The 7,989-nt window shown below is 63.9% G+C and carries 9 protein-coding genes and 1 pseudogene; 3 read left to right on the forward strand and 7 right to left on the reverse strand.

What is annotated here, in order from left to right; translation table 11 throughout:
• The first annotated feature begins 34 nt into the window (after positions 1-34).
• Positions 35-334: a hypothetical protein gene (locus tag ACOT1A_RS24135; RefSeq protein WP_032072054.1), complete on the forward strand. Its 300-nt coding sequence runs from the start codon at positions 35-37 to the stop codon at positions 332-334.
• 210 nt (positions 335-544) lie between these two features.
• Here the strand turns inward: ACOT1A_RS24135 and ACOT1A_RS24140 are convergent, their stop codons facing one another.
• The 3 genes from ACOT1A_RS24140 to groES all read right to left on the reverse strand — a co-directional run bounded on the left by ACOT1A_RS24140 (position 545) and on the right by groES (position 4,249).
• Positions 545-2,026 carry an IS91 family transposase gene (locus tag ACOT1A_RS24140; protein WP_032723056.1) on the reverse strand — a complete coding sequence of 494 codons (1,482 nt, stop codon included), beginning with the start codon at positions 2,024-2,026 and terminating at the stop codon, positions 545-547.
• A 236-nt stretch (positions 2,027-2,262) separates the two neighbouring features.
• Positions 2,263-3,903 (reverse strand): chaperonin GroEL, encoded by a 1,641-nt coding sequence (groL, locus tag ACOT1A_RS24145; RefSeq protein ID WP_004201176.1) that lies wholly within the window; start codon positions 3,901-3,903, stop codon positions 2,263-2,265.
• A 55-nt stretch (positions 3,904-3,958) separates the two neighbouring features.
• Positions 3,959-4,249, reverse strand: a complete 291-nt coding sequence (groES, locus tag ACOT1A_RS24150; protein ID WP_004201172.1) for a co-chaperone GroES — start codon at positions 4,247-4,249, stop codon at positions 3,959-3,961.
• A gap of 193 nt (positions 4,250-4,442) precedes the next feature.
• On the opposite strand from groES, the gene cutA reads away from it, so the two are divergent.
• Together cutA and ACOT1A_RS24160 are read left to right on the forward strand one after the other, a co-directional pair.
• On the forward strand, positions 4,443-4,772 hold the full coding sequence (gene cutA, locus ACOT1A_RS24155; RefSeq protein ID WP_004201171.1) for a divalent-cation tolerance protein CutA: 330 nt from the start codon (positions 4,443-4,445) through the stop codon (positions 4,770-4,772).
• Between the two features lie 4 nt (positions 4,773-4,776).
• A complete protein-coding gene (locus ACOT1A_RS24160) occupies positions 4,777-5,808 on the forward strand; it encodes a protein-disulfide reductase DsbD domain-containing protein (protein ID WP_004201169.1) in 1,032 nt (343 codons plus the stop codon).
• A gap of 10 nt (positions 5,809-5,818) precedes the next feature.
• Here the strand turns inward: ACOT1A_RS24160 and ACOT1A_RS24165 are convergent, their stop codons facing one another.
• The 4 genes and pseudogenes from ACOT1A_RS24165 to ACOT1A_RS24180 form a co-directional block, all read right to left on the reverse strand.
• Entirely contained in the window at positions 5,819-6,457 is a 639-nt protein-coding gene (locus tag ACOT1A_RS24165) for a phosphoribosylanthranilate isomerase (protein ID WP_004201168.1), read from the reverse strand.
• A 4-nt stretch (positions 6,458-6,461) separates the two neighbouring features.
• The gene (gene ble / locus ACOT1A_RS24170; RefSeq protein ID WP_004201167.1) at positions 6,462-6,827 is read right to left on the reverse strand and encodes a bleomycin binding protein Ble-MBL; all 366 of its coding nucleotides are present in this window, start codon (positions 6,825-6,827) and stop codon (positions 6,462-6,464) included.
• A 3-nt stretch (positions 6,828-6,830) separates the two neighbouring features.
• Positions 6,831-7,643 (reverse strand): subclass B1 metallo-beta-lactamase NDM-1, encoded by an 813-nt coding sequence (locus ACOT1A_RS24175; RefSeq protein WP_004201164.1) that lies wholly within the window; start codon positions 7,641-7,643, stop codon positions 6,831-6,833.
• A gap of 100 nt (positions 7,644-7,743) precedes the next feature.
• A pseudogene (locus ACOT1A_RS24180) lies at positions 7,744-7,926 on the reverse strand (IS30 family transposase); the annotation flags it as partial.
• Positions 7,927-7,989 lie beyond the last annotated feature (63 nt).

A 7,989-nucleotide genomic window follows, 5' to 3' on the forward strand; every position in this document is an offset into this window, starting at 1 on the left:
GCCTGGTAAGCAGAGTTTTTGAAATGTAAGGCCTTTGAATAAGACAAAAGGCTGCCTCATCGCTAACTTTGCAACAGTGCCGCAAAAAGTCAGTAAAGGACTCACAGTTGGTTCAGTCATTACAGGAAGCACGTTTTTACATGGTCCCCCTGTTTTGGCACTCGGTTTTACCAAGCTGTTTAAAAAATCAAAAAAAGTAGACGAAACCAATATTCAATTGGCCAATAGCTGGATTGGTGTAAACAACCACCTGATTGAAAAGGTGCTGCCAAACCTAAAGTGGGATATGGGTATAGGAAGTTCAACCGCCCTTTTTGGCGAGTCTGGCGGGTAGGAAGCGGCCGCGCAAGCGCCGCTTTGGGCACAGATCGGGCACAGATCGGGGGTTCATGCGTGGGTTTTCGACATCGCGGGGCCACGCAGCGGCTCAGTGCGTAGCCATTTCTCACCGAATCCCGGCACAGGGCCGAGCGCAGCCCTGCGGGGTCGTGGCCGCATCGGATCGGACTCTGGCTTGGCTGCCGGCTGTGTGGCCGGCGCCTCATCACGCGGCGGGCGGCGGGGCGCGCGCTGCGGGCCGGTAGTGCGCTTGCTCCAGCGCGCCGTGTTTCTCGAAGTGGGCGAGGATGGCGCGAATGGCCTTGGGGTCTTCGATGCTGGCGACGATCCGCACCGCGCCGCCGCAGTGGGCGCAGGTGGTGATGTCGATGGAAAAGACCCGCTTGAGCCGTTGCGCCCAGCTCATCGCACGGCGCTTCTGCTCGGGGCTGCGCGGCTCGTCGTGGGCGCTGACGTCCACTGGCGCCGCATCGCCCGCAGGCCGCCTGCCGCGCCCCGAGGGCGTCAGCTGCGCGCGCAGGTTTGCATTCGGGGCGAATACGCCGTGGAAGCGGGTGAGATGCGCGCGTGGCGGCGGGACCAGTGCCGCCAGCTTGGCGATGAAGTCCACCGCATCCCATTCGACATGCGTGGTGCCATTGCGCCACGGCGTCTTGAGCTGGTAACGCACCCTGCCCTGTGGCGAGATCGATAGCCGCTGCTCGCTGATCGCCGGGCGCGTGATGTAGCGGCACAGCTTTTCGAGCTTGTGGCTTTCGTGTGCTTCCGCGGCCACGCCGGCATGCAGCGAGAAGCCGCCGACCTTGCCGGCGTCGCCCTCCAGCGGACCGGCGTCGCCAGGCAGCGTTTGCAGCGTGACGACCTTGCGGCCAGCGTCGCGACCGGTGGCGATGCGGTAGGTCATCGAACTCATCCGCAGCCCATCCATGCCGTCGTCGCTACCCGCGCTGTCGGACAGGAACACGGATTCGTCTTCGCCTTCGAGCCAGCCGCGGCGCGACAGGTGCCGGCACACGCGATGCGCGATGGTGTTGGCCAGTTCCGTCAGTTGCGCCGATGTGGGCGCACGGGTGCGGTGCAGGCGCGGCTTGCGCTGCGGACGCTCGGTGGTGTCCTCGTACACGCCGTCGAGCCACAGCATGTGGAAGTGGATGTTGAGATTCAGCGCGCTGCCGAAGCGCTGGATCAGGGTCACCACGCCGCATTGCGCCGTATCCCGCGGCACGCCGGCCTGATCGGCAAGCCAACCGGCGATCACACGATGCACGATGCCCAGCACCGGGCCGATCGCCTCAGGCTTGCTGGCGAACAGGAAGCGCAACGGGTACGGGAAACTCAGCACCCATTGCCGCACCGGCCGCGGGCCGAACACCTCGTCCACCAGATGCCGCGCCGACTCGGCCATGCGCCGTGCGCCGCAGCTCGGGCACAGCCCGCGCTTCTTGCAGGAATACGCCACCAGCCTCTCGGCACGACAGTGCTCGCAGACCACGCGCAGGAAGCCGTGCTCGAGCACGCCGCAGCGCAGGTAGGTCTCGAACTCCTCGCGCACATACTCGGGCAGCGGGCGGTCTTCGGCCTCAAGACGCGCGATGAAGTCCGGGTAGTGCGCCTGCACTAGCGCGTACAGCAGCGTGCGCTCGGGCAGGTGGCGCGCGTAACGCGCAGCGGCGTGGGCGGCCGGCAGTGGCGCGCACACCTCGGCCTGCCGCCGGGGTGCGGTCAGGCGCGGCACGCAGCGCTCCGTTGCAGGGACGGCTGCTCAGGGTTGCGCCCGCGAGCACGCGTTCATATCGGCGTTTTCTGATCTTCGCGTCAGACATTGCCGCGGGGCGGGTAGGAAGTCTCCCGCCTCGGACGCCAGAACGCACAAAGCCCGGCACGAGGCCGGGCTTTGTGGTCTTGCTTGATGGATCGCGGGGCTTAGAAATCCATGCCGCCCATGCCGCCCATGCCGCCGCCGGCCGGCATCGCCGGCTCGTCCTTCTTCGGGGCCTCGGCCACCATCGCTTCGGTGGTGATCATCAGGCCCGCGATCGACGCGGCGTTCTGCAGCGCGGTGCGGGTGACCTTGGTCGGGTCCAGGATGCCGAACTCGATCATGTCGCCGAACTCGCCGTTGGCGGCGTTGTAGCCGAACGCACCCGAACCTTCGACCACGCGGTTGAGGATGACCGACGGCTCATCGCCGGCATTGGTCACGATCTCGCGCAGCGGGGCTTCCATCGCGCGCAGGGCGATCTGGATGCCGTGGTTCTGGTCTTCGTTCACGCCCTTGATGCCGGCGATCGCCGCCTTGGCACGGATCAGGGCGACGCCGCCGCCCGGGACGATGCCTTCCTCGACGGCCGCACGGGTCGCGTGCAGGGCGTCTTCGACGCGCGCCTTCTTTTCCTTCATCTCGACTTCGGTGGCGGCACCGACCTTGATCACCGCAACGCCGCCGGCCAGCTTGGCCACGCGCTCCTGCAGCTTCTCGCGGTCGTAGTCGGAGGAGGTCTCCTCGATCTGCGCCTTGATCTGCTTGATGCGCGCCTCGATGCCCGCGCCTTCGCCGGCGCCATCGATGATGGTGGTGTTTTCCTTCGACACCTGGATCTTCTTGGCGCGGCCGAGGTCCTTGATGGTGGCCTTCTCCAGCGACAGGCCGACTTCCTCGGAAATCACCACGCCGCCGGTCAGGATCGCCATGTCTTCCAGCATCGCCTTGCGACGGTCGCCGAAGCCCGGGGCCTTCACCGCGCAGACCTTGACGATGCCGCGGATGGTGTTGACCACCAGGGTCGCCAGCGCTTCGCCTTCGACTTCCTCCGCCACGATCAGCAGCGGCTTGCCGGCCTTGGCCACGCCCTCGAGGACGGGCAGCAGGTCGCGCACGTTGGAGATCTTCTTGTCGTACAGCAGGATGAAGGGATCATCCAGGTCGGCCGACATCGACTGCTGGTTGTTGACGAAGTACGGGCTCAGGTAGCCGCGGTCGAACTGCATGCCCTCGACCACGTCGAGTTCGTTGTCCAGGCCGCTGCCTTCCTCGACCGTGATCACGCCTTCCTTGCCGACCTTGTCCATCGCCTGCGCGATCAGGTCGCCGATGTTGGCATCCGAGTTCGCGGAGATCGCGCCGACCTGGGCGATTTCCTTGCTGGTCGACGACGGCTTGGACAGCGACTTCAGTTCGCCGACCGCGGCCTTCACCGCCTGGTCGATGCCGCGCTTCAGGTCCATCGGGTTCATGCCGGCGGCGACCGCCTTCATGCCCTCGCGGATGAACGCCTGCGCCAGCACGGTGGCGGTGGTGGTGCCGTCGCCGGCGTTGTCGGAGGTCTTGGAAGCGACTTCCTTCACCATCTGCGCGCCCATGTTCTCGAACGCGTCAGCCAGTTCGATTTCCTTGGCGACGGAGACGCCGTCCTTGGTGATGGTCGGCGCGCCGTAGCTCTTCTGCAGCACGACGTTGCGGCCCTTCGGGCCGAGGGTCGCCTTCACGGCGTTGGCGAGCACGTTGACGCCGCGCACCATCTTGGAGCGCGCGTCTTCGCCGAAACGAATGTCCTTGGCAGCCATTGCGAATTACCTCGAAAAATTATTCGGATGAGAAATGTGTGGGAGCGACGCGCGATCAGCCGAGGATCGCGAACAGGTCGTCTTCCTTCACCACCAGCAGCTCGACGCCGTCCAGCTTCACTTCGGTGCCGCTGTACTTGCCGAACAGCACCTTGTCGCCGACCTTGACCTGCGGCGCGCGGACCTGGCCGTTGTCCAGCACCTTGCCGGTGCCGACGGCGACGACTTCGCCCTTGATCGGCTTCTCGGTGGCCGAATCCGGGATCACGATCCCGCCGGCGGACAGCTTCTCTTCTTCCATGCGCTTGATGACCACGCGGTCGTGCAGCGGCTTGATATTGGACATGGCAACCTCGGTAAATGGTTGATTGACGTGGAAAAACCCGGCGATTTTAGCAGTCGCGCGAAGCGAGTGCCAAACCGCGGACAACAGAACCGGGCGAACCCGGCATGCCACCGAGATGGGGCGGGCCCGCCGACTTTCAAGGGCCGCACGCGGATGTCCGCCAGGCCCGCCGGATCGGGGCAGCCGCTACCCTATGCCGGTGAGCGCCCTGATCTGCTTCTGCACCTGTCCCGACGCCGACAGCGCCGAGCGCATCGCCACCGCGCTGGTGGCCGAGCGCCTGGCCGCCTGCGTCAACCTCCTGCCCGGCCTGCGTTCGGTCTATCGCTGGCAACGCAAGGTCGAGGCCGCGGCCGAGGTCCTGCTGCTGGTCAAGACCAGTGCCGAGGCCTACCCCGCCCTGCAGGAACGCCTGCGCCAACTGCATCCCTACGAACTCCCGGAGCTGCTCGCGGTCGAAGCCGCGTCCGGCCTGCCCGAATACCTGCAATGGCTGGCCGCCGAGAGCCGACCGGTAAACTGAGCCAATGACCGCATCCACGATCCGCCTGCGCCGCTGGCTGGCCGGGCTCGCCCTGCTGCTTGCGCTGCCCGCGACCTCGGCCGTCGCCCAGGACTTCGAACTGCCGCCGGTCGACGAGGTCTTCGTCCTGTCCGCGCAGGCCACCGCGCCGGACCGCATCGAGGTGCGCTGGCGGATCGCCGACGGCTATTACCTGTACCGGCACCGCACCTCGGTCAAGGCCGATGCCGCCTTCACCGGCGCGACCATGGCGCTGCCGAAGGGCAAGGCCTACCGCGACGAATTCTTCGGCGACGTCGAAACCTACCGCAAGGAATTGCTCGGCACCCTCACCGGCACGCCCGCGGCCGGCGCGAGCGCGACCACCCTGACCGTGAAGTACCAGGGCTGCGCCGATGCCGGCGTGTGCTACCCGCCGCAGACCCGCACCCTGAAGGTCGCGTTGCCGGGCGAAGCGGGCGCTGGCGGCTTCGGCTGTAAGGCGCGCGGGCTGCATGATTATGTCGTCAAGAACGGCTCTGCCGATCATCCCAACGCCGAGGTGAAATTCGCACTGGGTGATGTGGTCAACACCATGATCGGCTGCACTAATGGTGAAACGATCATGCTGTGCCACGACACCTCGCTGCCGCGCCCCTATTCTCTCGGCTTTCGGGTGCAAGGCACCGAGGGGCTGTGGATGGACGTCAACAAGTCGATCTATCTGGAGGGCAAGAGCCCACAGCCGCACCGCTGGGAGCCTGCCGAGGGCTGGTTTGCGAAATACGATCACCCGCTATGGAAACGCTACGCCGATCTGGCGGCAGGGGCCGGGCATGGCGGGATGGACTGGTTCGTGATCCACGCTTTTGTCGAGGCGCTGAAGGCCAAGGCCCCGATGCCAATCGACATTTACGACGCGCTGGCCTGGAGCGCGATCACGCCTCTGTCGGAACAATCGATTGCTGAGGGCAATCGCACGTTAGATTTTCCCGACTTCACCCGAGGGCAGTGGCGCACCCGCAAGCCGATCTTTGCGCTGAACGACGCCTATTGATCGACGCGATTTAGGCCAAGCGCACCGCAAAGGCGAAATTGGTAATCTTGTCGGTATCCTTGACGCCCGGCGCGCTTTCGACGCCGCTGGAGGTATCGACCAGCGGCGCTCCGGTGCGCGCAATCGCCTCGGCAACATTCGTCGGATTTAGCCCGCCTGCCAGCCCCCACGGCAAGGCACCGCGATATCCGGCCAGCAGCGACCAGTCGAACGCCAACCCCATGCCGCCGGGCAGCGCGCCTTTGGGGGTCTTGGCGTCGAACAAGATCAAGTCCGCCGCCCCGGCATAGGCTGCGGCGCGTGCGACATCGCTGGCGCTGGCGACGGGCAGCGCCTTCCACACCGGCTTGCCAAACCGCGCGCGCAACTGGGCCACGCGTTCGGGCGATTCCGAACCGTGCAGCTGCAGCGCGTTCAGCTTGGCTGCCACCAGTGCGTCGGCGATGACAGCATCATCCGCATCGACGAACAAACCGACCATGGCGATCTGGCCAGCTGCGCGCGATGTCAAAGCGCCCGCGACATTCGACGTAACCGCACGGGGCGACGCTGGATAGAACACCAACCCGGCATAGTCCGCCCGCGCCGCGATGGTCGCATCGAGCGCCTCGGGTGTGCTGATCCCGCAAATCTTGATTTTCGCGGGCATGCGGTCAGTCGGGGTTCTGGATCAGCCGCACCAGCGTGCAGTCGGGATCGATCAGGTAGCCGATCCTCAGGCCGCTCGCCTCCAGTTGCGGAGCTTTGAAGCGCGGCCAGCCGGTGCTTTTTTCCTCGGCTCCCGCCGCGTTCACCAATGCCACCATGGCATCGAGATCATCCAACCGCAGGCAACAGCCGAACGAGCTCGTAGCTGGGTCGAGGTCAGGATAGGGGAAGAATTCGAGCTGCAAACCGCCGCGCTGCAGGATCATCCAGCCGCGATCCTTCCAACTCGTCGCAAAGCCCAGCTTCGCATAAAACGCCTCTGTCACATCGAAATCGCGCGATGGCAGATTGGGGGTGACGTGGTCAGCCATGGCTCAGCGCAGCTTGTCGGCCATGCGGGCCGTATGAGTGATTGCGGCGCGGCTATCGGGGGCGGAATGGCTCATCACGATCATGCTGGCCTTGGGGAACGCCGCACCAAACGCGCGCGCTGACGCGGCGTAGTGCTCAGTGTCGGCATCACCGAGATTGCCGAGCGACTTGGCCTTGCTGTCCTTGATCAGGCAGCCACCAAAAGCGATGTCGGTGCCGTCGATCCCAACGGTGATATTGTCACTGGTGTGGCCGGGGCCGGGGTAAAATACCTTGAGCGGGCCAAAGTTGGGCGCGGTTGCTGGTTCGACCCAGCCATTGGCGGCGAAAGTCAGGCTGTGTTGCGCCGCAACCATCCCCTCTTGCGGGGCAAGCTGGTTCGACAACGCATTGGCATAAGTCGCAATCCCCGCCGCATGCAGCGCGTCCATACCGCCCATCTTGTCCTGATGCGCGTGAGTCACCACCGCCAGCGCGACCGGCAGGTTGATCTCCTGCTTGATCCAGTTGAGGATCTGGGCGGTCTGGTCATCGGTCCAGGCGGTATCGACCACCAGCACGCGGCCGCCATCCCTGACGATCAAACCGTTGGAAGCGACTGCCCCGAAACCCGGCATGTCGAGATAGGAAGTGTGCTGCCAGACATTCGGTGCGAGCTGGCGGAAAACCAGATCGCCAAACCGTTGGTCGCCAGTTTCCATTTGCTGGCCAATCGTCGGGCGGATTTCACCGGGCATGCACCCGCTCAGCATCAATGCAGCGGCTAATGCGGTGCTCAGCTTCGCGACCGGGTGCATAATATTGGGCAATTCCATCAAGTTTTCCTTTTATTCAGCATTAAAAACCCCGCAAATGCGAGGCCTAGTAAATAGATGATCTTAATTTGGTTCACTGTAGCAAAAATATGGGGCGAATTCAAACATGAGGTGCGACAGTTTCAAAAGCCATATGATAATCAACAAGCTGAGCAAATTTCTCTAATGGTGTAAGCCAATCTAACGCCTTTCTAGGACGAGTATTCAGTGACATGGCAACTTGATTTAAATAATGCTGATCTGCCTGATTTAAATCAATCCCTTTAGGGAAGGTGCGAATAAGCGGGGAAATTCTTCTCGGCTGACTCAGTCATTTCATTTCTTCATGTTTGAGCCGATTTTTTCT

Source organism: Enterobacter cloacae complex sp. SYL003 (genome assembly GCF_049236925.1).
GTDB classification, from domain to species: domain Bacteria; phylum Pseudomonadota; class Gammaproteobacteria; order Enterobacterales; family Enterobacteriaceae; genus Enterobacter; species Enterobacter intestinihominis.

Coding starts and splice junctions, on each gene's coding strand:
- ACOT1A_RS24165 (WP_004201168.1), bottom strand. CDS start 6,457: ATGCCCGCGAAAATCAAGATTTGCGGGATCAGCACACCCGAGGCGCTC.
- cutA (WP_004201171.1), top strand. CDS start 4,443: ATGCCGGTGAGCGCCCTGATCTGCTTCTGCACCTGTCCCGACGCCGAC.
- groL (WP_004201176.1), bottom strand. CDS start 3,903: ATGGCTGCCAAGGACATTCGTTTCGGCGAAGACGCGCGCTCCAAGATG.
- groES (WP_004201172.1), bottom strand. CDS start 4,249: ATGTCCAATATCAAGCCGCTGCACGACCGCGTGGTCATCAAGCGCATG.
- ble (WP_004201167.1), bottom strand. CDS start 6,827: ATGGCTGACCACGTCACCCCCAATCTGCCATCGCGCGATTTCGATGTG.
- ACOT1A_RS24160 (WP_004201169.1), top strand. CDS start 4,777: ATGACCGCATCCACGATCCGCCTGCGCCGCTGGCTGGCCGGGCTCGCC.
- ACOT1A_RS24175 (WP_004201164.1), bottom strand. CDS start 7,643: ATGGAATTGCCCAATATTATGCACCCGGTCGCGAAGCTGAGCACCGCA.